Here is a 22,484-nt window from a genome sequence, read left to right as displayed (position 1 = left end):
GGATGCCGCCGACATACGTCTCCGGCGACCTCATCAGCATTTCGCCTGTTAAGCCGTGTAGGCGAAGGCGACATTTCAGCCCTCGGATGCGGATTAACCGGTTCGTGTTCCTCAACCTTCCAGTGCTACAGCCTCGGGAACCATCTCGGCGTAACGGCTTCGCCTCAATCCCCTTTACCTGCGGGCTACGTCACCCTGCCAGTTGACAGCAGGTCACCGCCGCTTGGGCTCAAGTCCCCTCACAGCAGGGGACAGGGCATTCTTCAATTCCTCCTTTCTCAAAGCATTCCAGTCATATGCACCCCGGACCATCCGGGACGAGGCGCACCATAGGTGATGTCGCCCACCCAGAGATGGTTTGGACCGTTCGCGAGAACATCTCGGGCCAGATTCGGATGGATCGGCCGCGTGACTCTATGAAGCGGCGCCGCATCTTCGGCCGCCGACCGTGCTCGTGCATCTGGCACCGGATCTTCTTATGATTGACGACAACGCCCTGTTGCCGCAACGCGGCGCCGAGACGACGGTAGCCGTAGCTTTCGAATTCGTCGCAGACTTCAAACATGGCTTCGAATTGTTGCGAATTCGGCGCGCTCCGCAAGACCGCTGGCGATGAAAAACATTGCAACAATAGCTTCAAGTAAATTTACCGACACCTTACGACCGCAGATCGCCGACTATGATAGCTTCACTGCAAAGCCCGACGTCCCGCTCAGCTGAAAAAGCTGATGCCGATTCATCGCGGGCCACGGCCACAGCACGCAACGGAAGGGCAACAGCAAATGGCAAAAAGAGCACTTATCCTGCTTGAAGGGCACAAGAGTATTGGCCTGCTATACGTGAAGGCGGCCCAGCGGCTTGGGCTTCATCCAATTACACTGTCAGCTGATCCAGCTCAGTACGACTACATTGCGGCGGAAGGGCTTGAGGCAGTCCGTGTCGACACGGACGATCTCGAAGCATTGATCCGCGAGTGTTCGCGGCTAGGTGCGGCCTCCGAGATTGCTGGCATTACTGGCTTCACGGGGCTCGACGAGTTGGTTTATGCGGCGGTTGGCAAGCTCTGCCGGCATTTTGAGCTACCGGGACCGAACCCCGCATCCATCGAACGATGCAGCGACAAATTCGTTCAACGTCAAGTCCTCGCGGAGGCCAGTGTTCCAATGCCCGCTTATCGCTTGGCAGCCGATGCGCGGGAAGTAAAAAGCGCTGCTGCGGAGATCGGCATACCGGTGGTCCTTAAGCCGGCCGCCGGCAGCGGTAGCAACGGTGTCCGATTGTGCCGCACTGTCGATGAATTGGCCGAACATACGACCTATTTATTAAGCGGGAAGCCCATTTGGCACTCTTCGCCGAGAATGGTGGTTGAAGAATTCGCACAAGGCCCCCATTATAGCGCTCATATCATGGGAAGTGAGATCGTTGGGATTACCGCTACCGAATTCGGCCCCCCACCGCATTTTGTCGTGCGTGAGAGCATCTTTCCAGCCCCGCTGACTGATGATGAGCATAAACGTATTGCAGATGTTTCGCTGAGCTGTTTGCAAGCTCTCGGCCTTGGCTGGGGGCCAGCGAACATTGAATTCCGGTGGACGAAGCGTGGCCCCGTGGTTATCGAGGTCAATCCGCGTCTTCCGGGTGGGATCATTCCTCGAGTCACTCAGGCGGCCTACGGCGTTGATATCGTCACCGAGCACATCAAACTCGTCATCGGCGAGGAATGGGATTTGCGCAGAAGGCATTTGCAGACTGCGGCAGCGCGATTCCTACTTCCCGATCACGACGGCATCCTCGAATGGATCGACGGCGACACTCGGGCGGCCGCCATACTCGGTGTGGCCGAGGTCAAATTCTATGTTGAACACAATACGCCGATCGTCAGGAAAGGCGACTACCGAGACACGATCGGCCATGTCATCGCCGCTTCAGCCAGCCCAGCTCAGACCGAGACGATCCTTCAGCGTGCCGTCGACATAATCAAATGGTCGATCACGCCATTTCCGACGTTTAGCGAAAAAAAGGACCTATGAGCGGCCCCTTATGTTCGGCTACCAACGCAAATCGTTCCAGACAAAGTGATCGTTGCTGAACGGTGGTCCAAAGCAGGAGAAGGGCACAGGTCGAGGAGGATCCCCAATATCGTTCACTTTTGGACGGTCCAATATCCCACTTTGCCTCATCTCGCAGGCTGAGATCACGAGCCGGCCGTCTTCCAGCGGAGGCATCGGTTTCTTCTTCGACCGCGTCGAGCTTCATTACCTCTAGGCCTGTCGCGTTCGGGGGTGCCCGAAAATCGTCGCCAGCTGCGCGTTGCGCCGGAAAGACGACGCATTCTTAGGAGTTGCCCAGTTAGCTCAACATGGTCGACATCGAGGCGGCGTGCTGCGCAGCCAAAAGCAAAGCCATTCTCGCTTAATCGCCGAGGTCGCTGGCTTGGAATGCGGCAGAATGCCAGCTGAGCTCGCATGAAGTCAATGTTCTGAGCCGCTAGCGCATCCGTTGGCCGGAGCCAATCCTAAAGCGAATGAAGGAAGCGGCGATAAAATGTCCGATGCGGTCTCGGATACCGTCTTTCCTGACGATCGACGTCTGGAGTTCAACATAGAATTTGATTTCGGCGATGCCTGGTATAGTAGCCGCGCGACTGTCGATATGGATCCAGTCGAGGATGCCGTCGCGATCAGGAACAAGGAGACGCGCGGCCGCAGTGTGCGAATGTTTGCTGCGGAGATCCCATTCCTCGCCGATAACAAGTTTGATGTGCTCGCTGACGGGAACGACACCGCAAGCCAGCCGACCATTTGACGAGCTATGCCACCCGGAAGACGCGGATTGACTTCAATGACGACGGGGCCACGCTTCGTCCACTTGATTTCAATGTTCGCTGGCCCCCAGCCGAGGCCGAGTGCTTGCAAACAGCTCAGCGAAACATCTGCGATATGTTTAGCTCGTGATCAGTCAGCGTTGTTGGAAAGATGTTCTCACGAAAGACGAAATAGGGTGGCGGGGCCGAACTCATCGGTAATTTGCTGTGCCCTTCCGCTTCGTGCTTTGCCGTGGTCCGCGCGATTAATCAGCATAAGCTTTTTTCAGCCGAGCGTGACGGCTTTGCAGTGAAGCTATCATAGTCGGCGATCTACGGTAAGCGCTGTTCTCAGGCCACGGCTTTGAGCTCGAGCTTGTTGATGTAGGCCCAGGGCAGGAGATCGTCGATCTGGCTGTTAGGGTGGCCGTTGACGATCCTGGTGAGGACATCGTCGAGATAGCCCAGCGGCTCAACGCCGTTGAGCTTGCAGGTTTCAATCAGCGAGGCGACAACGGCCCAGTGTCCGGCGCCGCCGTCGGAGCCTGCGAAGAGCTCATTCTTGCGGTTGAGCGCGATGGGACGGATGGAGCGCTCGACCACGTTGCTGTCGATCTCGATGCGGCCGTCTTCGAGGAAGCGCGAGAGGCCCTCCCAGCGTGAGAGCGTGTAGCGGATTGCCTCTGCGAGCTTGGTCTTCTGACTGATCAGGCCGAGCTTCTCACGCAGCCATGGGTCGAGTGCAGCTACGATTGGAGTACTCTTCTCCTGGCGTGCGGCAAGGCGTTCGTCGGCCGATCGGCCGCGGATGGCATCCTCGATCTTGTAGAGTTCGGCGATCCGTCTGAGCGCCTCGCTGGCAATCGGCGCGGGACCGGCTGCTGCCAGCTCATAGAATCGCCGGCGGACATGCGCCCAGCAGAAGGCGAGCGTGACGCCGCTCTTGTCGGCCAGCACCCGATAGCCGCCATAGCCGTCGACCTGAAGGATTCCGGTGAAGCCTGCGAGATGAGCGATCGGACGTTCGGCCTTTCGGTCCGGCGCATAGACATAGGCGACGCCCGGCGGATCGCTTCCCTGCTATGGTCGGTCATCTCGGGCATAGGCCCAGAGTTGGCCCGTCTTCGTTTTGCCGCGGCCCGGATCGAGCACCGGCGCGGTCGTCTCGTCGGCGAAGAGCTTCGGCGAAGCCTTCAGCTTGCCAAGCAGCCGCTCATGCACCGGACGCAGATGCCAGGCGGCGCGGCCGACCCAGTCGGCGAGCGTGGAGCGATCGAGATTAATGCCTTGCCGGGCATAGATCTGCGCCTGACGATAGAGCGGCAAGTGATCGGCGTATTTGGAGACCAGCACCTGGGCGACCGTTGCCTCGGTCGGAAGACCTCCCTCGATCAGCCGGGCCGGCGCGGGAGCCTGAACGACCACATCCTCACAGGCGCGGCAGGCATATTTGGGCCGGCGCACGACGATCACACGCAGCTGCGCGGGAACGATATCGAGCCGCTCGCTCACATCCTCACCGATCCGATGCAGGCCATTGCGGCAGCATGGGCAGGCATGGTCCTCGATGTCGACGACCGTCTCCACGCGCGGCAGATGGGGTGGCAGCGCGCCCCGGTTCGCTCGGCGCCTCGTGGCCTTTGCTTGGCGCTCGGCGGGAGCAGATTGCTCCTTCTCTTCCTCACCGGCCGCCTCGATCTGCTCGGCCTCTTCGAGCCCCAGCAGCAATTGATCTTCGGGGAGCGTCTCAGCACGACGGCCGAAGCGGTGGCGGCTGCAATTCCTTGATGATCTGGATCAGTCGGGCGTTCTCGACGTCGCGCGCCAGGACCATCGCCTTCAGCGCGTCCGGATCGTCGGGAAGCTGGTCAGCAGTCATCGCCATGACAGGATCAGACCATATTCGCCGACAGCCCGCGACAGCGGAATCCAAGCTGATTCACTTCGTCGCGGGTCAGCCGGCCTGGGCTGGAACGCGGGTCCGGCGCGCTTCGTGGACTCGCCGCCAGTCAAGCCCTTCGAGTAGCGCCGAGAGCTGCGCGGCCGTCAGCCGCATCATGCCGTCATGCACTTTCGGCCAGCGGAACTCCCCATCCTCCAAACGCTTGGCATAGAGGCAAACCCCGGTGCCATCCCAGAAGATCAGCTTGATCCGGTCAGTCCGCTTCGCCCGGAAGACGTAGACGGCCCCGCTGAACGGATCGGCCCCCATTGTCTCTCGCACCAGCGCCGCCAATCCTTCCGCACCCTTGCGGAAGTCGACCGGCTTCGTCGCCACCATGACCTTGACCGCACCCGTCGGCCCGATCACGACGTCGCCTTCAGCGCGCGGATCACTGCGGCCACCGTTTTGGTGTCGGCGCCGCGGCCAACGCGCATGGCGACTCCGTCGATCTCAAGCTCGATCACGCCAGCGTCGCGGACCGCCTTCTGCTTCCGTGGTCGTGCTGGGCGCTGCGCCACCGGTTCCGGCAAGGACGCCGCAACCACCGCAGGAACGAACAGGGATTCTGATGCCGTCGTCTCCGCCCCGGGCTGACGCGCAGATCGGCGCCAGGCAAACAATTGCTGCGGGGAAAGCGCATATCGGCGAGCTACAGCACAAACCGTCTCGCCAGCCTCGTAGCTCTCCGCAACGATCCGCGCCTTCTCCTCTGGAGGCCATTCGCGTCGCCGGCCGGAGCCCGTGAACACCTCGAACCGGCGCACCGGCTCCAAGTCGTTCGACTTAAGCGTAAGCTCTGAAATCGTCATATGTCGAAGCCCTCAAAGGCTCCGAACATCGTCCTTCACGCCGATCCCCGAAAGGTGCCGTCGGAACATCGCTTACGATCTACGGTCGCAAAGTGTCGGTAAAAAGCTGTTGCAATGTTTGTCGTCGCCAGCGGTTTGGTACGGAGCGCCTCGACGAGTTCGGAGCGTCACAACGTTCCAGAGTACCGCGGCACCTGTGTTCCAGGCGTGCCCTGTTACAAACTTGGCGTGATCGACGTCGTTGAGGGCGGACTGGCGCTTGTGGAACTAGTCGATGGGGGGTTTCCGATTGGTGCTGGAAGCTTTGCAAAAGGCCGAGCTACGCGCCTATTCCTCGCCGCGGCGAGGTAGCGTTCGAAGACGCTGAAGAAATCTGCACTGCATTTACAGACGTATCAATGCCTACATCGATGTTTGCGTCTGCAGCCCTGCTCCAGTCGCTCTGATTTGGCTGAACTGGAAAATCGGCCGGAGGCCGATTTCGCTGAGCGCCACGCCTGGGATGTTCAACACTCTGCCACACAGATTCGAAGCAACGGTCCAAGGCCATGTCCAATCACAGCGCGCAAAGCAGAGGCTGTGAGTTTCAAGGCGTTCCGGTTTCTGCAGCCTACATTTCAGCAGTCAACGCATTTTGGCGCAAACTCTCGTCCCCAATTATTATAGTTCTCAAAATGCAAGTCTTATCCGACGACCTATCAATCCGCCCCTACGGCGGCGTGACGAACTCCATCCTTCCATCTTGCCCTTCCTCACGGGCAGAAAACCCCATTATCAGGCGTACGAACGCGGAGTGATGCTTGTCGGCGCGACCGCGCATTACACGACGCTGCCGTCGACGTAGATTTGGATACTGAGCGCGTTCAAACGTTATGACTGCAGAAATTTATAGCGACGGCGATGCGATATCAAAAGCCGCGTCCCTCGCACAGGCCGCCAAACTGCATCTCGAGCCGCGGGTATGCTAAACCGAAATAAAGCAATCGTAGTCTCAGCTTAGCTGAGAACGCCGAGATGTGAAAATCTGTATCTTCGACCAAGCCAAAAAGGAGAAGCAACTTGGCACGCTCCCCAATCCTGGGCAATCCGGGCCACACCCCGCCCTCACCCCGCCCGACTGGGTCCCACGCCCGCTGGGTGGCGTTCCGGGTCGTCCCCTCGGGGTTCCTCCCGGTCCTAAGGATCCGCCTCGGCCACCCGACCGTCCTGTAGGATGACCTGGGTAGGCTATCCCGATCTGAAGCCAGGTATGCTCCCTTACTGGGAGCCTACCTGCGTAGGACGATTGGATTTCGAACTTCGTGACCTCGCATTCTTCGCTCGAGACTCGCTGCGAATCGACGAAGATCAAGTGAAAAACGGGGTACTCTGCGTCCAGTTCGAGTGGCCGCTTGCATCCGGGGAAGCCTGCCAGCTTCGCGCAGTTTTCCCCGACAGCTATCCCTTCGTCCGCCCGCAAGTCTCCCTTCGAGGAGACCCGGAAATGTTTCCGCACAAGCGTTGCTCGCCGACTGACGGTAACGTTTGCTTGTTGGGCCATGACGCGGGACTGTGGTCCATCGAGTGGACATTGGGGAAACTTCTTGAAAAACAGCTCGCTAACGCTGTGAATGGCACGGGCATGGAGGATCCGCAGGGCGAACCGATGGATTTCTGGTGGAACATCATTGCCCTAGCATTCCCCGGCTATGTCGATGGGAGTTACATGCTGATCGACACCGCCTGGAACGTAGGAGATCAAACAGAGGGGACGCTAAGGGTGTCTTTCACCCTGCAGAAGATGGACAACAAAATCAGATTCCAGGGTGCGGTTGACGAAATCAAGGCTAAGGACGGAACCTTTCTAGCTACTCGGACATATCCTCTCCCCCACGGGCTCGAATCGAAGAAGGTCACCGGCACAATTCAATGGAGGCGCGTAAGTCGTTTCGCGCCGCCATCGCGCGAGGGCTGGCGTGATGGAAAGGTGCAGGACCAGATTACCTTCGGAAGGCGTGCGGTTACTACTGCATCGCCAGCCATTTCGATGTCTGTCACCGTCCAGTCGATGGAACTCAGCCACGGTATTGACGGCGATACTTGGCTATTTCCACTGTTTTACGGACCAGCACAGTCGTTCCAGCCTGTGAAGCAGGGGCAGAGGGGTAGCAGCCCCTCGATGATCATCGTGCCCACGCTCCGCGCAGGCGCCTCAGACATCGGTGCCCGAGTTCCGTCGGTGGGCATTTTGAAGGACAAGGTGATTGCCATCTTCGGAATGGGAGCTATTGGGGCTCCAGTTGCGATCGAGCTTGCCCGCAACAACTGTTCTCATCTCACGGTCATCAACCATGACATCGTCGAACCGATGATTTCTCTTTTCGGAACGCTGTCATGAAAGGGGGTGTCGTTGCGGCCTACCACCCTAAACTCCTGCTGTCCCACCCGCCGCGAATTCGCCTATGCAAAAGGTTTGATCGAGAAAGCTCCTGGGTCAGGAGAAATCTCCGCGGCATTGCGCTGCTTGCAAACGTCTCGACGCGTCTTTGCTCGAGCGGGCACAAGGTCAGCGCGTCGTGGTGCCGACTTCGCGGCGTTGGATCTGCTTTTATGACGTGCTGCATTCCCGACGAGTTAGGCCCGTCTACCCGGTGTCTGCCCGGCGGGATGCGCCGTAGCAGCGCTTCGCTGCCTGTGGATCGGGGGTGAGTTCAAGGTAGGGACCAGATACGTGCAAGCTGTGTTCGAGAGATTTTTGGAAAGGCTTTCAGAAAGCGTCGATGAGGCTGATCTCCGCAGCGCTATGGCCGATGTCGCCTCTGGATTCGATCTGCTCGCTTTTGCCTACCTCTCCTTGCCACCCCGTCCTAATGGCAAGCCCACGCTGATCTCAAATTATCCGGCGCCCTGGATGGAACGCTATCTTGCGAACCGATATCAGAGTGTCGACCCCGTCATTGTGCGTGCACGCGGTGGCGGATGCACATTTCAATGGGGATCCGATCTGCGCGGCGCGGAGGCTTCAGGGGCTCAAATTTTCGACGAAGCGGCGGAGTTTGGCATCCGCTGCGGCGTCACGTTTCCGATTGTTGATCGTCGAGGTAATTTCGCGGCGATGTCCTTTGCCGCTGAAAAGCCTGATCCTGCATTTTTCCGCGTGGCAGAACGCTATGAAGAAGGTCTTTCTTATATCGCGACTTGTTTTCATGTGTTCGTTCGCCGCAAACTGACCGCCAATCGAATGATCGACGGTGCCTTGCTGACGCCGCGCGAATACGAGTGCCTACAGTGGGCAGCACAAGGCAAGTCTGATTGGGAGATCGGCTGCATCCTGGGGATCACGCAGCGCACGACCGCCTTTCATCTGGGCAACGTTCGCCGCAAGCTTGGGGTGACGACCACCAGGCAGGCAATTGGGCGCCTCGCGCGTTCGGATTTTTTCGCTTCACTGTCAAGTTAGCTTCGCCTGTGCAACGGCCAGCTGCCTTGGCGCGAATGTTCGCCAATGGTCGGAATTTTCCCATAAGAAGGCCACGCACGGAAGCATCCCCTGTGGGCGCTCGAGAAAACGCGGCCCCCCGAGCGAACTTCGTTCTTCGGGCTCTCGACGTCGCTCGCCGGAACGTCACATCGCGAGATCGCTGAAGTGCTGATAGGGGAAAGGCCGCGTCCACGCCGACTGGAGGGATCCTCTCGATCACCTCCGCGACCGCATCCGCCACCGTCTCTCGCGGCGTGCGCTCACGAATGGGGCTATAGCGAGTTCCTTGCTTGAAAAAATGACAGTCCGCGCCGCGCGTCATCCAGCGAACAGTTCCTTGTAGCCGGTTGTCACTATCCAGTTCGCCCGATCGATATGGCTGCGAACAGCCCGTCGAGCGCGCACCGGTTCAAGAGCCGGGTCGATGCCGAGAATGAGATTTGCCATCTCCTCTAAGCTGGCATTGTCGGCGCAGGCGTCGATGATCCTCAGATAGATCTTGAAATGCTGCCTGTCATAGCTCGTGAGGCTCTCCGACCAGGGGACTTCGTCGCGCAGTGTTGAGCTTTGATGGCCGTCGGTTCCCGTTGATCCATTCATGTCTGCCGCGAACCTCGCATGTTGATCGCTGGATTCAAGGAAGAATATCCCAAAATGGGATAATCCGGAACCGGGATTAGTCGCTGAGCCGGTCTTTATCTGACCGGTTCACCTGCATGTCCAAATCGCTTCGATCTCCCCGCCACCAGCGGTTTCTGGCCCAGCTGATATCGCTACGCAAGGCCAAAGGCCTGACCCAGGCGCACGTAGCTGAGAAACTTGGTCGGCCGCAATCCTTCGTGGCGAAGTATGAGGGTGGAGAGCGGCGTCTCGACATCATCGAGTTTCTCGACGTAACTGCGGTGCTTGACGCTGATCCGTGTGAGATTCTATTGAACCTCCGGACGTAGCGGTGAAACGAGCGAATTCTGGATTTTCACGGTACAGTGATACGCGAAGCAGGCACGGAGCCACGCTCGGCGTCCAGGCGCTTGTCAGTGGCTGGGCGAGAGTAATGAACAAGGGCTTCGCCATGCTCGATATGGCGCAAGCCCTGTGCGCAAGGTCGAAGCAGGACTGGTAGGTGCGCGGCGCGACATGGCCCGGTCAGTGGCAAAGCGAGTCACCGCGCGCCCGTAAGGATCGTTGCGTCGCTATTCAGCCAGCATCGCGACTGGTGTGATGACGCGCTCGGATCGGTTTTTTTGACCGACGCTTACAACAAGGTGCACGATCTGTTCGGATACCCTCGCGCGACGCCGGAGAACCCAAGGAAGCTGCTCTCAAGCTGAGTATGAGCGCGCAAATGCGAGAAGCGGCCCGGTGTTCTGGCTATCAGCGGCTTTCAAAGCGGCGATATAGCGCGTCCGCAGTTCGCCGGATCGGCAAGATTGCCGCTGCGCCCCAGCTGAACGCCTCGCCGCCGAGCGTCTTGATCAGCAGGTCGGCTATCAGCCGGGACTGGCGGCCATTGCCGTTCGGAAAAGGATGGATCGAGATCAACTGATGATGAAGCCGAACGGCGATTCATCGGGCGGATAGGTTTCATGCTCTATCCAGTAGTGCACATTATCGAAGAGCGCCTCCATCGGTATCGGGTAGGTGTCGATGCCGATATTCGGTATCGTCCGGCAAAAGGTGCCGGCCCATTTCTACACTTCGCCGAACATCCTCTTGTCCAGCGCCAGCGCGAAGCCGATGTTCAGCAGGTTAGTCAGCTTGCGCGCCCGTGCGCCGCGGGCCATGCCGCGCCCTTGGTGATGTTCTCCTGCTCGGTTCATTCAGATCGCTGCTGTGCGTGATCCAGCTTTGCAGGAGTCCTTCGCGCCCCCCCGGCTCGAGCGGTGTTGCGTCTTACGGCTCCTGGAACAGGTCCGTCACGGCTCGCTCCAGAGGTCGCGGTCCTTGAGAGCATCGCGGATATAGGCCTTGATGCGCGCCTCCATGCCGGCATAGCCGGTCTCCTGCGCCTCTAACCGCATCGTATGAGCGACGCGCTGAAGATCGCGGATGGCGATTTTCCGGGCCCGCTGATAGACCGCGCTCTCGAGCGAACTGTTCAGAACGAGCGCGTAGACCAGCGTGCAGTCCATAGCCTCGGCGGCGCGTCGGAACGTGCTGAACTGGATGGACCCGCCTGCTTCGGTTTCTCGATGGCTTCGACCGTCTCCGGGCGCACGCCAAGCCGGGCGGCGAGCTGGACGCCGGTCATGCCGACCACATCGCGAATCGCGCGTATCCAGCCTTTTGGCGGCGGGCGGAAGAGGCGTCCAGCTGTCCAGTCACAACTTTGGCGATTAGAAACGATCGACTCTGCGAGATTCCTCGACGCAGCTGCCAATCCTATCCTGCTCGGCTGTCGGCGGTGGCTTAACCTGTACAACTGCACAGGCTGCCATCGCATGAAACTTGGCACCAAATGGACCGAAATTTTCCCCGAGGAGACCTGCGATGACAGAGCTTTTAGCGCCGGCGCTACGGCAACTTGCACACAACCAGCGTGCAATCCACCTCCGTGCGACTGCGCCTTCAAACAACCTCTTGGACCGAATACAAAAGCCGATCGCCCCTGTAAAATCGATCCCGTTTGCGTGCAGAGGCCGCGCTAGCTGTCGCTGTGCAAGTTCGACGGTCTGCTCGATGTTTGCGAGCGTCTTCTGCCCTCGACAGTGCCAATGGCGCACGCTTCCGCGAAACGGCGCGACCCCTGCCGAGTGGCACGATGTTTCGACTTCCTTGGGGGCGGGCAGGGCGGCACAGTCGTGCCTACAGTTCTCGTGACTGGCGCGGACGAGGCTGATTGGTGGGACGAAAGCTCATATAATTACACCACTGGTCTGACGCCGCGCGAATGGGCCTGGGAGTTTTTACGCCGCAATCCAGCCTTCCAGCGTGACCTGATCGCAGCGCGTCAGCAGGCCAATAACTGGTCTCACCAACCCTTGCTCGACGTGGCCGCGTCGGACGGCGACCTGTCACGCTGGGGCGTTCTGTTTCGCCGAGTCTTATGGCCGCAATTCCCTTGTGTTCTGGTGTCCGCTCTGGTGCCGCCATGTGCTGCCGGTCATTGCAGAACAACTGTCGGCATCGTCGGCGACATCGCCGTTCGAGCTCTCGGCGTTGCCATGTCGTGCGACGGTTCTGCTATCGCCCGACAAGGGCCAACATGTTCTTCTTCGCAATGCGGAGCATACGCTTCAGCTCGCCGTCTCTGGCGCGGATATCTTGCACCCTGTTTGCCTCCGTACCGACGCTATCTGGCCCGTGACGCTTTCGAAGCATCGCCTGAGGGCGCTCGAGTGCCTCAATGCTCTAAGTCTGGGTCAGCAACCGCCTGCCCGCTCATTTTCGCGGGAAAAACGCGGTCCCCGTTTGACCTTCGTTCTTCGTGCGCTCGACGGCTCACTTGCTGGCGCATCACATCGCGAGCTCGCCGAAGCTCTGGTTGGTCAACGGCGTGTCAACGCCGACTGGAGGGATCCTCGCGATCATCTGCGCGACCGCATTCGCCGCGCCGTCTCTCGTGGCCGCGCGCTCATGAATGGAGGCTACAGAGATTTCCTCATTTGAAAAGTGACAGTCCGCCCTGTGCGTCAGCCGGCGGACAGTTCGGAGTTAAACCGGTCACCATGAGTTCGCCCAGTCGACATGGTAGCGACCTTGCGGGTGCTCTTGTTCAGGCATCGGTCGAGGCCGAGAGGCACGTTCGGTGTTGTCCGATAGACGACAATTTCATGTACGCAACAAAAAGGAAGCAGAGCATCGGTTGTTTTTAAGCGCTTTTGCTCTGGCACGGTACATGCACGTATTTCAGCAAAAACGCGCGAACTGAGCGGTTCCCACCGCCATGAACGTCGCAACTTACGCCACCTCCCAAGGCGTACCCGGCCCGGCAGCGAGCTCAGTCTCCTGCCGGGCATACCTTTTCAGAGACGTACTCGCGTTCGGAATTTCAGATTAGGCAGGGCATGTCCGGCTAAAGAGGATTGCGTCCAATGGAATATGAGGCCGTTTCGACGGCTCTCCGATGCACCCTGGCCGGAGCGCGAAGGGGCGCTCCTGTGGGGAGCCGCCCGTCGGCTTCCGATCGAGGGGCCTGTATTCGAAGAGTGCCTGATCTGCGAAACCGCCAAAGGACGCCGCTTCCGCTTCATGCCGCCAAAGGGCGCCGCTTCCGAAGACATACCGCCCCGTGTTGATGCCAACCCATGCTATGTTCCAATGCCTCGGCCACGCGCCAGACACGCTTTAGGTTCGAGGCATAGAAATAGGCGGCGAGCCCGTAAATCCCGTCGTTTGCCATAGACAACCTCATCCGCATCGTGGAAGCGGATGATCGACGCCAACGGCCGAAAGTTTCCTCCTGCGCAACCGCCATTATGCTGGAGATTTCGGTGAGGCTGTGGGTTTAAACACGTGCCATCCTTGCCCATATGTTCGGCCCGCATCGAATTGTGCCATCTTTGGCAACGGCATCTGCGATGTGGGACTCGATCTTGGCCAAAGCATGCATGTCGATGAGCGGTCCGATGTCCACCGGAAGCGAAGCCGCCGCCAACCGATAAGTGCCGGACTTTCTCCACGACGACATAAAGACGATTCGCCGAAACGCAAGTGTGGGCGGCATTACGGAACTTCGCCTGGATCGCGCCGTCAACCGCAGCGTCGACATCGGCGTCGTCGAACAGGATGAACGGGGCATTGCCGCCGAACTCGAGGCTGACCTTCTCGAACTGATCCGAGCACTGGCGCATGAGCAGCCTTCGGACGCATAGACCAGGTTGACGACGCCTGGAGCTGGGCCGGTGATCAGGCAGCCAATCGCTGTCGTCGGCACAATTACGCCCTGGAATTTCCCAGCGTCGATGGCGGCGCGCAAGATCTCGCCCGCCCGGCGGCGGGCTGCGCGATCGTGCTCAAACCTGCTGAACAGACGGCGCTCGTGGCAGGTGCAATGTTCGCCCTCGCGCCATCGGGAAAGCCGGCTTGGTGCCAGCCTTCCGCCGGTTCGTCGGCGCGGGAAAGCGCGGCCTTGACGGCGGCGACGGCGTTTTCAGTGAGCGTGATCATGGACTATTTTCTTGCTAATGCGTTCGCAAGCCACGCTGCACAGAACGTCCCAGAGAGGAAATCCATTTGCCACAAGTGGTTATCGGATTTGGCGCTATGTCTACGCATCATGGTCGAGGCGGGCGGCTGCGCCGGTCTCAAATACCTTGATGGGTCTGGAAAGCGTCTCGCGCGAGAGGGATGCCGTCATGGAGACGGACGGGTTCAAGGTGTTCGTCGACGCAAACTCCCAGCCCCATCTCGCCGCCATGACCGTTGACTTCGTCACGGACCGGGAGTCCTGGGCTTTGTCTTCGACAATCCCAATGCGCGGGACAAATGCGCCTGCGGCAAGTCCTTCGGCTAGCCGCCATAACGACAAGGATCGGCGCCATGCGGGATGACACCGACAACGTTTACCTCTTCAGCGACAAGGTCTATTTCATCAACCCAAACAACGTCGGCGCTCTGGACACCCCCAATGGTGCAGCCGAGGTCGGCGCCGTCGCCTGCGGCAGTGGGCCGGGGATAATCTCGTCACGGTGACGGTGCCACGTGCGAGGATCTGCCGTTCAAAACAGTTGCCGGATTAGCCCCCGCCGGGGGTTGAGCGGCCAGGCGCAAAGATACGCCGGCGGCGTTGGCAATTCGACGTTCGTCGCTCCTGCTGACCACGAACGGCTCCCGGCCAGCACTACGCCTGCCAACGCGGCCTGCGGTGATCGAAGAAGGCTGCGATACCTTGGGCGGCATCGGTGGTTTCCCACGCATCGGCCAGAAGTGCGACCGTCTCGCAAATGATCGCGTCGTCGATTGCCGGCCCAAGTCGACGTGCGAGGGCCTTTGAGGCGGCGACCGCCTGCGGCGAGGCAGAGCGATAGGGCCGGATCTCGGCTTCGACCGCCGCCCCCAGGTCGGCCGGTGGCACGGCACTTGAAATCAGTCCAAGCTCGCAGGCTTCGTTGGCGTCGAATACTCTGGCTGACATGAACACCCGCCTTGCTCGGCCCTCTCCCATCCGAGCCAGAACATAGGGAGAGATCGTCGCAGGGATGAGACCGAGCCGGACCTCGGTGAAGCCAAACCTCGCGGTGTCGACGGCGACTGCGACGTCGCAGACGCTCATCAGGCCGAGACCGCCACCGAATGCCTGACCGTTGATGCGGCCGATCAGCGGCTTGGGCAATTCGTTGAGCGCGCGAAGAACCCGTGCCAGCTTATTGCCCTCTGCGATTCGCTCGTCACGCGCGGCGGAGACCTGCGTCCGCATCCAGGCGAGATCGGCGCCGGCACAGAAGCTGTCGCCCTCGCCCGTCAGCACCACCGCCCGCACCTTGTCGTCATTGGTGAGCACTTCAGCGGCGCTCGCGAGTTCGGCGATCATCTGTCCCGACATGGCGTTGTGTTTGTCTGGGCGTGCGAGCGTCAAGGTAGCGACGCCTATCTCATCCGTCGTGACGCGGATGGTCTCGAAGTTCATGGCCGCTCCTCTCTCAAGCCGCGCGCGAAGCGTGCCGCCTCATCCAGTCGCCCCATATCGAGGCCTGTTTCATAACCCCTCCCGGCGAGCATGGCGGCCACGGCGAGCGTGTCGACATTGCCTTTGGCGCCTGGCGCGAAGGGGCAACCGCCAAGGCCACCGACCGCCGCGTCGAAGGTGCGCAGGCTTCTTTCCAGACTCACCAGGATGTTGTCGAGTGCCCATCCTTTTGTGTCATGGTAATGTCCGGCAAGATTTTCGGGCGGTACCTCTTTCAGCACGGCATCGAGCATGGCCCCGATGGTTGCAGGCGTCCCGTGGCCGATTGTGTCGCCCAGGCAAATCTCATAGCAACCCATTTTAAACAGTTCGGCCGCGACCCTCGCGGCGGTTGCCGGTAGTGTCGGGCCTTCGTAAGGGCAGTCTGTGACGCAGGAGACATAGCCTCGCACCGGAATGCCGTCGGCGGCAGCCGCAGCGAGCACTGGACGGAAACGCTCGACGCTCTCGGCAATGGAGCAGTTAATATTCATGCGGCTGAAGGTTTCGGAGGCCGACGCGAAGACGGCGACCTCATCAGCCTTCGCCGCCCTCGCCGCCGCATAGCCCTTCAGGTTGGGGACCAGGACAGCGTAGACGACGCCGCGCGCACGCCGAATGCCGGCCATGACCTCCATCGCATCGGCCATCTGCGGCACCCATTTCGGCGACACGAAGGAGGTCGCCTCGATCTTTTGCAAGCCGCAGTCCGACAGCATGTCGACGAGCCGAGTCTTTTCCGCGGCCGGCACGAGGCGCTTCTCGTTCTGCAGACCGTCGCGCGGTCCCATCTCGAAGATGCGGACGAATTCCCCCATCGGGTCAGGCCTGCCGCTCGAGACACGTAAACCAGGAGCGGTGGCGCTTGCAGCTGGCGGGCCAAGTCTTCATAAAGCTAGTTGATGTAATGTCACCTGGCAAGGTATTGCCCTCCATGCTCTAAGCGAACACGCCATGCATTTGGGGCTTCATATATTCCGACTAGAAGCGCGCAATGAGGCTGATTCAGTAATCAGGAACTCCCAGTAACCCTTCCGGGCGGGGCGTTCAGAAGTTCTTTTTTGGCGTTAATCTTTGCGCATGAAAAGAATTGAGCCCTTAGTCTCGCCTCTAGCGCTGCAGATTATTGCCCGACCAGCCTCACATCTACGGGGTAGATACCGCCTTCGGTGGCGATGATTGGATTGATGTCGAGTTCGGCAAGGTTCTCCATGCTCATTATTGCGTTGGACACGGACGAGATGAAGTTGGCGAGGGATCGCTTGTCGACTTTCGGATAATTCCTGAAACCGTCGAGGAGTTTCGCGACACGCGTCTCGTTGATCATGTCCAAAGCCTCCATAGGAGAAAGCGGTGCAGCGCGAAAGCTCACGTCCTTGACCGCCTCGACCAGCACGCCCCCGGAACCGAACACGATCACCGGGCCGAAGACCGGATCGTTGGTGGCACCTACGAATAATTCTACGCCGTTATTCACCATAGGCGCGACGATGAAACCGAAGTCAGTCACCGGAGGTACCTGGGAAGCCATGGCCTCTGTGATGCCGACTGCGGCAGAGCGTGCAGATTCTCGAGTTACACCGAGATGCACGCCACCGACGTCAGATTTGTGTACCACCAAAGACGAGTCCAGCTTGACCGCACAAGGCGTGGCAAATTTGGAGATGGCCGCTTCTACCGACTGAGCATCGCTTGCAGCCGACCATTTCCCGGTATGGACCCCGAGGTCCTGCAATATCTCTCGGGCTGTCGTCTCCGCTGACAGCCCGCTGGGAACGGCAACGCGTTTGCCCTTGGATGTTACCCCCCGGTCAAGGAAGTTTTTCTTGGAAAGCCAGTTCGCCCTTTCAAACAATGCCCTGGTGCCAGCGATAGCCCAATCCAGCGACGGGAAAACCTGGATCCCGCCTTCTCTTAAGATGTCGTCGCTCTTAAGCATGCGAGTCGCATAGCAGTTATGAAATATCAGTGGAACGCTGGTGGTTTTTTTGAAAGCAACGATCCGCTCAGCGGCTAGATTTTCACCGTCTAGGAGGGTCTGGTTGAATCTAATATGGTAACCGCCGAACATTCCAATTGTTAAAACAAGCCCTATGTGTGGATCCATTGCTAGAATTTCGATGCACTTCGGGAAAACGTCTGGCAGGGCATCGATGGCGCTGTAAACGTCAATCGGATTTCCGACGGTTGCCTCCTCGCCAATCACCTTTCGCAATCTGGCCTTGGTGTCCTCCGACAGTGACGCTAAAGGCACCCCAGCACGGGATAGTGCATCCACGGCAAGTGTAGCGTGACCACCGCCATCAGTTAAAACCGCTACCCCTGTTTGCATCTTGGGAAGAGAGGCAGTCGCAAGAAGCGCAGCAATAGGTAGAAGTTCATCAGATCGATCAACTAATATAACGCCCTGTTGAGGCAACACCCTCGACGCGATCTCATCCGACCCGGCGATCGAACCTGTGTGGGAAAGCGCCGCCTTTCCACCTTCGATTGATCGCGCTCCACGGAGCATCACAATCGGACAGTGTTGACTGACTCGCCCGGCCGCCTCGACGAAGCGCCGCCCGTTCGTGAAGCCCTCGTTGTAAATAGCAATCGATCGGGTGCTTTCACGCTGTCCAAGCTCTTCAATCAGTTCGTCGTATCCGACGTCAGCCTGGTTCCCGAGTCCGAAGATGACATCGAAACCCGGGCCGTTAATCGAGCGGTTATCCTCCAGTAGCGTCAGGATCATGCCGCCACTTTGCGTGACGACGCTAATGGGCCCCGTTGGCGGCAGTTCAGGCAAGCCGATTAGATCCGCTTGCGCTGTGCAATTCAGCATCCCCGATGTGTTCGGCCCAATGATTCGAACACCGCTCGTCGCCAGGGCTTGACGCAATCTTTTTTCCGTCGCAGAGCCCTTGTCGCCCCACTCTCCAAATCCATGCGCGACGACCACCGCGCCCGCAATGCCTTTTTTGCCGCATTGAATAAGGATGTCAGGCACTTCTTCCGCTGGTCGAATAATCACTGCCAAATCGACGCCGTTAGGAAGTGAAGCGATGTCACTGCAGACGTCCAATCCGAGAATCGTCCCTCCCCTCGGATTAACCGGCAAGATGGGATGACTGTAGCCAGCCTTTTGAAGGGCGTTGATCATATGATAGCCGCGCTTATCCGGGTTCGCTGACGCGCCGATGATCGCGACGGAACGCGGCTCGACTATGCGGCTCACCGCAGATGCTTTGGTGTGGGTATTCATTTTCTATTTTCCCTCAAAACGTGGGGAGCGACGCTCCGCGAAGGCGGCGACGCCTTCTGCCCAATCTTTGGTTTCCATCATCCCCAAGACCCCATCGGTCTCTGTTTGGAAAACAGTTTCGGCGCTTGGTTGAACATTGATCGCGGCCTTAAGGCGCGCCATTGGTATTGGAGCATTTTTGACGATGCGCTCCACCAACGCGGATGTGCGCTCCTGCAGCTGATCCGCTGGTGGAGACTCTGTTGCTAAGCCTATCTCCAGGCATCTCGCGCCGGATATCCTGTCGCCCAGCATCAAAAGATTCGAAGCGTGTCTTAACCCAATCAACCGGGGAAGTCGGAGCGTCACGCCCCCCCCCACGTAAGTGCCGATGGCGAGTTCGGGAAACCCGAGCTGGGCATCTTCGGCAATGATAAGAAAATCGGCTGAGGTTGCGATTTCGGCCCCTCCGCCAACAGCGTAACCATGCACCACGGCAACGACAGGCTTACTCATCGTTTGAATCCGTTCGCACACGCGCTGGCCGAGCACGATATAGGCCTCGCGATCTTCCCGCGTTCGAACACCGGACTTATGGGCCTTCATATCGGCACCGGCGCAGAACGCCCGGCCGTTTCCGGAAATAACCACGCATCGGACACTGGGATCCTCGGCGGCCCGATTCAGTGCGTCTAGCGTTTGTTGATACAGGGCTTCGTTGACAGCATTTAACCGTTCAGGTCGATTGAAAATGATGTGAAGAGCTTGGTTTTCTTGCTTTGTAACGATTTCGCTCATGGATGATCTCTTTAAGACGCTGCTTCTCGACACTTCGCTAAAAAATTATTGCGCGTCCAACACTTTGTCGGCATAGATTGATCGCGAATGGGCAACGATACCGTTTGCGGGCATTCGTCGCGATCGCGGATTGCGGCGGATATTACCGCCGCCGCCCACTCCCTTTATAGGCAGGCGGTGACCGCCTTGCGAATTGACGCGCAAGTTTGTGAGTTTGCGCTCTTAGGACTGGACTTAAAGAGTGCATTGAGCGATCCATGCATGCCGTTTTGCTGGCGGAGCCGGAGCGGCGACGGCGATGGTCGTTGATAATCGCGCGAAGATTCTGGTCAAGGCTTTCGCGCCAGGCGCGGTGGTTAGCAGCGCTTTGAGGTTTCGACTTGGCCTGATCTGTACGTGGCGGCGGCAAGCTTTGGCGAAGGAAGCCGATCCCGAGTTTGCGCCTGCTAGGCTCGTTAATTTTTCGCGCACGATGGGGTCGAACCGGCCCTGTGAGTCACGACTCGATGCCGATCAAACCGTCTGACGCAGCGCGGCCTCGGGCGCGCCAAAGTGATTAGGCAATTGGCACGCGGAAATCATCATGGCCAGTGGTCGATGACCGCGACGACAGGCCGGACGTATGACTGCACTGTCCGACCCGATTTGCACAACGATTGCCTTTGCCAACCGGGCCGTTCCGCCTATGCGTCAGAGCCCTTTCGCACGGAACACTGCGGTCTCGGTTCGGTGAACATTAGTAATATCGGCCTTCTGTTCAGGGCTCAATAATCGGCAGGTCGACGTAACAGCCTGCGGGGCCACGATGAAACTTGAGGAACGGCGGCGTGCCTTCCGCAGGGATGTTAGCAAACGTGGTCCTGTCGCTGCCAGCGAGACACACCCTCAGGCGGTAGCCTGCCGGGATGCGGGCAGAGATTGGGTGGAAAGTGAAAGTCAGCACGGCCGCCTCGTCCGGGGTCAGCGGTTCGGCGTCGCGGCTCAGGTAGCTATGCTGCGGTCCAAGCGCGCGGAATGGTGAGTCGGCCCACACCTTCCGGTGCAGAGCGCGAAGCTGGCCTTCCGTGAGATAAACCGACACTCCGTCAGGCTTTACGGCTTCAAGATACACAAAAAAAGCGCCGTCCTCGCGGGTCGAAGTGACGTTCAGGTGGGCCACTGGATGTCCAGTTATCTCGAGGTCCCGCTCCAACGGCTCGCTCGTGTAGGCGAGGCGAGCGGCGTCTAACTGTCGTCGATCTCCATAATTCACTCTGCCGTAGTCGTTGCCAGTGGCCCACCGATTTGATGTGACCTCACCCAAAGCAGGATCTACCTGGAGCGAGTCGAAGCCCGTCTCGCCAGGCAATGCGCTTAGCCGGAAGCCACTAGCCATGTGCCATCGACGGCGGACGGCGCGGGGCGGCCATGAGCGCGTCGATTTCCAAGCGCCTTCACCGAGGGTGTAGTAATGGAGGATCTTCACCTGCTCGTGGCCGGCCTGACCGCTAAAGCAGGCGTCCGCAAAGTGGATGTCGTTTGCCTGCTGCGTCGGCGTCGTTGGAAGGATCGTCTCACCGGGGTCGTGGAGGGGATCGTAAGGAATGTCGCCGCCATGGTTCCACGGACCGATGATCACGTTCATGGGATATGACTGCCGCAGGAAACGACGAACGGCCCCTTGGGCTGTGCCTCCATCGAACCAGCCCGCCCAGGTCTGGGTTGGAGTGGCTGAGCTATCCACTGTGTCCGCTACTTCCTGAATACTCCAGTCAAGCATGGAGGCCCCCCCCCAGGACGGAGGACGATCGTCCTTGAACGCCACCTGCCGAAATCCCTCCCAAACAGACGGAACCCGCTCGTGATCGCGCAGAGCCGCGTCAAGCTCCGCCTCACCGTTAGAGCCGACTGGACGCACGCCCGGCGATTTCTCGCCGTCCGCAAGCATCCACAGATTGCGGTCGAGATCTTTGACCCGGTTGCCCCAAGTTTGCCCTATGAAGGCATTAGGCACTCCTCCAGGGTAGTAATCGTCTTCATACGGATCGTAGTCTGGAAATCGTGGAATAATCCCCTTGAGCGCAACATGGTTTCGCTCCGCCATCCAGTCGGCTGTAATGGCGGTGTAAGATAATCCGTAGCCCACAACTCGGCCAGTGGACCAAGGCTGCGCGACGATCCAGTCGAGCACTTCGCTAAAATCCAATGTCTCATCGCGGGCGCGATGGTAAGGCCACACTCCGAAAGATGCCCCGGTGCCGCGAACATCTCCAACGACAACGGCATAACCGTGCGGTACAAATTGGTCGGCAAATTGGTTGGACGGCTCCCCTTTGACCCCGCGCCAGTAGCGAGTCATAATCAAAATAGTATCACAACTAGTGCTGGAATACTTGCCTAATGGGCGGGAGACATCCAAGGCGAGCTTCACGCCGTCGCGCATCGTCACGTATGTCGATTCCACCGGTCCGACTTCGCAGCGCATCGCAGCAACGCCATCGAGAGCCAACCCGAGGATCGAATCTGGCGTCCCCAGACGAGAGAGACTCATACAGTTCTCCTTATCCTGAAGTCTTTCCCGAATGCAGTCGAAATTCTCGCGTCCGATCTGCAGGTCAGGCTCATTCTGACGATAGGAACGATTGGCGCGTTATACAGGACTGCGTCCAACATTTTGTGGGCATGGATTGATCGCAAATGGGACAAATAATTTTGCCCGTCAGGCATTTGCGTTTGCAGATCCCGACGATTACCGGACGGCATTCTGATCAAAAACCGGACGCGATCATTCCGAGTGCGGCCTCAACGGGCCGGCTCGGCAGAAGCGCCACCTGACGAAAAAGCGCTGCAGCCCTTGTCG

16 protein-coding genes and 9 pseudogenes are annotated in these 22,484 nt (G+C 59.1%); 9 read left to right on the top strand and 16 right to left on the bottom strand.

Annotation, left to right across the window (positions count from 1 at the left end; genetic code table 11):
* Positions 1-292: 292 nt before the first annotated feature.
* Complete coding sequence (locus ACLGL5_RS12105) at positions 293-565, bottom strand: helix-turn-helix domain-containing protein (RefSeq protein ID WP_083246566.1); 273 nt, start codon at positions 563-565, stop codon at positions 293-295.
* Positions 566-782: 217 nt separating this feature from the next.
* On the opposite strand from ACLGL5_RS12105, the gene ACLGL5_RS12100 reads away from it, so the two are divergent.
* Positions 783-2,030, top strand: coding sequence for an ATP-grasp domain-containing protein (locus ACLGL5_RS12100; protein ID WP_069093288.1), 1,248 nt, complete (start codon positions 783-785; stop codon positions 2,028-2,030).
* Positions 2,031-2,487: 457 nt separating this feature from the next.
* On the opposite strand, the pseudogene ACLGL5_RS12095 reads toward ACLGL5_RS12100, so the two are convergent.
* The 4 genes and pseudogenes from ACLGL5_RS12095 to tnpA form a co-directional block, all read right to left on the bottom strand.
* Positions 2,488-3,007: pseudogene (locus ACLGL5_RS12095) on the bottom strand (ATP-grasp domain-containing protein); the annotation flags it as partial.
* Positions 3,008-3,154: 147 nt separating this feature from the next.
* A pseudogene (gene tnpC / locus ACLGL5_RS12090) lies at positions 3,155-4,688 on the bottom strand (IS66 family transposase).
* Between the two features lie 69 nt (positions 4,689-4,757).
* Complete coding sequence (tnpB, locus tag ACLGL5_RS12085) at positions 4,758-5,114, bottom strand: IS66 family insertion sequence element accessory protein TnpB (protein WP_023709031.1); 357 nt, start codon at positions 5,112-5,114, stop codon at positions 4,758-4,760.
* Positions 5,111-5,557, bottom strand: a complete 447-nt coding sequence (gene tnpA / locus ACLGL5_RS12080) for an IS66-like element accessory protein TnpA (RefSeq protein ID WP_069091117.1) — start codon at positions 5,555-5,557, stop codon at positions 5,111-5,113. Before tnpA ends, tnpB begins: the two co-directional genes overlap by 4 nt.
* 1,285 nt (positions 5,558-6,842) lie before the next feature.
* Between tnpA and ACLGL5_RS12075 the strand changes: the two genes are divergently transcribed.
* Positions 6,843-7,934: a hypothetical protein gene (locus ACLGL5_RS12075; protein WP_171903248.1), complete on the top strand. Its 1,092-nt coding sequence runs from the start codon at positions 6,843-6,845 to the stop codon at positions 7,932-7,934.
* 333 nt (positions 7,935-8,267) lie between these two features.
* Positions 8,268-8,996, top strand: a complete 729-nt coding sequence (locus ACLGL5_RS12070; protein ID WP_069091115.1) for a LuxR family transcriptional regulator — start codon at positions 8,268-8,270, stop codon at positions 8,994-8,996.
* 339 nt (positions 8,997-9,335) lie between these two features.
* Here ACLGL5_RS12070 and ACLGL5_RS12065 read toward each other — a convergent pair whose 3' ends face one another.
* Positions 9,336-9,617: a DNA -binding domain-containing protein gene (locus ACLGL5_RS12065; RefSeq protein ID WP_069091114.1), complete on the bottom strand. Its 282-nt coding sequence runs from the start codon at positions 9,615-9,617 to the stop codon at positions 9,336-9,338.
* 116 nt (positions 9,618-9,733) lie between these two features.
* Between ACLGL5_RS12065 and ACLGL5_RS12060 the strand changes: the two genes are divergently transcribed.
* Positions 9,734-9,967, top strand: a complete 234-nt coding sequence (locus ACLGL5_RS12060) for a helix-turn-helix domain-containing protein (protein WP_069091113.1) — start codon at positions 9,734-9,736, stop codon at positions 9,965-9,967.
* 372 nt (positions 9,968-10,339) lie between these two features.
* Here ACLGL5_RS12060 and ACLGL5_RS12055 read toward each other — a convergent pair.
* A pseudogene (locus tag ACLGL5_RS12055) lies at positions 10,340-10,937 on the bottom strand (mobile mystery protein B).
* Positions 10,934-11,319 (bottom strand): annotated as a pseudogene (locus ACLGL5_RS12050) (mobile mystery protein A); the annotation flags it as partial. The pseudogenes ACLGL5_RS12055 and ACLGL5_RS12050, both read right to left, overlap by 4 nt.
* Positions 11,320-11,731: 412 nt before the next feature.
* On the opposite strand from ACLGL5_RS12050, the pseudogene ACLGL5_RS12045 reads away from it, so the two are divergent.
* Both ACLGL5_RS12045 and ACLGL5_RS12040 read left to right on the top strand, forming a co-directional pair.
* A pseudogene (locus ACLGL5_RS12045) lies at positions 11,732-11,995 on the top strand (transcriptional regulator domain-containing protein); the annotation flags it as partial.
* A gap of 115 nt (positions 11,996-12,110) precedes the next feature.
* Positions 12,111-12,626, top strand: coding sequence for a DUF2285 domain-containing protein (locus ACLGL5_RS12040; RefSeq protein WP_171903247.1), 516 nt, complete (start codon positions 12,111-12,113; stop codon positions 12,624-12,626).
* Positions 12,627-13,206: 580 nt separating this feature from the next.
* Here the strand turns inward: ACLGL5_RS12040 and ACLGL5_RS12035 are convergent.
* Entirely contained in the window at positions 13,207-13,434 is a 228-nt protein-coding gene (locus ACLGL5_RS12035; protein WP_245307043.1) for an aldehyde dehydrogenase family protein, read from the bottom strand.
* Positions 13,435-13,699: 265 nt separating this feature from the next.
* Positions 13,700-13,810: pseudogene (locus ACLGL5_RS12030) on the bottom strand (aldehyde dehydrogenase family protein); the annotation flags it as partial.
* A gap of 51 nt (positions 13,811-13,861) precedes the next feature.
* Here ACLGL5_RS12030 and ACLGL5_RS12025 point away from each other — a divergent pair.
* Positions 13,862-14,025 (top strand): annotated as a pseudogene (locus ACLGL5_RS12025) (aldehyde dehydrogenase family protein); the annotation flags it as partial.
* A 23-nt stretch (positions 14,026-14,048) separates the two neighbouring features.
* Here ACLGL5_RS12025 and ACLGL5_RS12020 read toward each other — a convergent pair.
* Positions 14,049-14,126: pseudogene (locus ACLGL5_RS12020) on the bottom strand (iron-sulfur cluster assembly accessory protein); the annotation flags it as partial.
* 103 nt (positions 14,127-14,229) lie between these two features.
* Here ACLGL5_RS12020 and ACLGL5_RS12015 point away from each other — a divergent pair.
* A pseudogene (locus tag ACLGL5_RS12015) lies at positions 14,230-14,472 on the top strand (iron-sulfur cluster assembly accessory protein); the annotation flags it as partial.
* 26 nt (positions 14,473-14,498) lie between these two features.
* Entirely contained in the window at positions 14,499-14,651 is a 153-nt protein-coding gene (locus ACLGL5_RS12010) for an iron-sulfur cluster assembly scaffold protein (RefSeq protein WP_245307041.1), read from the top strand.
* Between the two features lie 148 nt (positions 14,652-14,799).
* Here ACLGL5_RS12010 and ACLGL5_RS12005 read toward each other — a convergent pair whose 3' ends face one another.
* The 5 genes from ACLGL5_RS12005 to ACLGL5_RS11985 form a co-directional block, all read right to left on the bottom strand.
* Positions 14,800-15,585, bottom strand: a complete 786-nt coding sequence (locus ACLGL5_RS12005; protein WP_069091111.1) for a crotonase/enoyl-CoA hydratase family protein — start codon at positions 15,583-15,585, stop codon at positions 14,800-14,802.
* Positions 15,582-16,442 carry a hydroxymethylglutaryl-CoA lyase gene (locus ACLGL5_RS12000; RefSeq protein WP_069091110.1) on the bottom strand — a complete coding sequence of 287 codons (861 nt, stop codon included), beginning with the start codon at positions 16,440-16,442 and terminating at the stop codon, positions 15,582-15,584. Before ACLGL5_RS12000 ends, ACLGL5_RS12005 begins: the two co-directional genes overlap by 4 nt.
* Before the next feature lie 305 nt (positions 16,443-16,747).
* The gene (locus ACLGL5_RS11995) at positions 16,748-18,868 is read right to left on the bottom strand and encodes an acetate--CoA ligase family protein (RefSeq protein WP_069091109.1); all 2,121 of its coding nucleotides are present in this window, start codon (positions 18,866-18,868) and stop codon (positions 16,748-16,750) included.
* A gap of 3 nt (positions 18,869-18,871) precedes the next feature.
* Positions 18,872-19,645, bottom strand: a complete 774-nt coding sequence (locus tag ACLGL5_RS11990; RefSeq protein ID WP_069091108.1) for an enoyl-CoA hydratase/isomerase family protein — start codon at positions 19,643-19,645, stop codon at positions 18,872-18,874.
* 757 nt (positions 19,646-20,402) lie between these two features.
* Positions 20,403-22,175: a CocE/NonD family hydrolase gene (locus tag ACLGL5_RS11985; protein ID WP_069091107.1), complete on the bottom strand. Its 1,773-nt coding sequence runs from the start codon at positions 22,173-22,175 to the stop codon at positions 20,403-20,405.
* Positions 22,176-22,484 lie beyond the last annotated feature (309 nt).

The organism is Mesorhizobium sp. U510 (assembly GCF_059180695.1).
The sequence above is the reverse complement of the archived record's forward strand: the minus strand, read 5'-3'. Positions and strand labels throughout refer to the sequence as shown.